The sequence below is a fragment of the Ruegeria sp. AP12 genome (assembly GCF_056540025.1).
This window is the reverse complement of the sequence record NZ_JBQFVZ010000290.1, coordinates 1-575: the sequence shown is the minus strand read 5'-3', so window position 1 is coordinate 575 and position 575 is coordinate 1. Positions and strand designations below refer to the sequence as shown.

Below are 575 nucleotides of genomic sequence, written 5' to 3'. Positions count from 1 at the left end.
GTCAGCTGGAGCATTGGCACACTGGTTCGATGACTCGTCGCGCCAAGGTATTGGACGCGGTTGAGCCAGAGGCAAACTGCTCAATGAACCCGCGGACCCTCAAGCTGATGGGGATTGAACCGGGCGAGATGATCTGCCTGACTACGCGTCGTGGCTCGATCGAGATCATGGTTCGTGCCGACCGTGCGATTGCCGAAGATATGGTGTTCATCCCGTTTGCCTATGTCGAGGCAGCGGCGAACATCCTGACCAACTCGGCCATCGACCCCTATGGCAAAATCCCTGAGTTCAAGTTCTCGGCGATCCGCGTCGAAAAGATCGAAGACGCCATCGCGGCGGAGTAAACTCCACTCCAGACACTCGGAAAAGGCGGCCCATTGGGTCGCCTTTTTCGCGTCTTGACAGCGGCTTACACGCGGCCAACCCTGTCACCGTCATTCATGATGGAGTTGCCGATGCCCCGCCGTTTCGTCGATTTATCTGTTCCACTGGAAACTGGGATCGTATCGGACCCGCCGATCATGCTGCCTGAGATCGAGTACATGACCCACGATCAAACGGCCGAGCAGGTCATG

Annotated in this window: 1 protein-coding gene; it reads left to right on the top strand. The window is 57.4% G+C overall.

The features are described 5' to 3' along the window. The coding region (locus ACR0E6_RS22805) for a molybdopterin dinucleotide binding domain-containing protein (RefSeq protein ID WP_480587702.1) at positions 1-344 on the top strand (344 nt) is incomplete at its 5' end. Between the last annotated feature and the right edge of the window lie 231 nt (positions 345-575).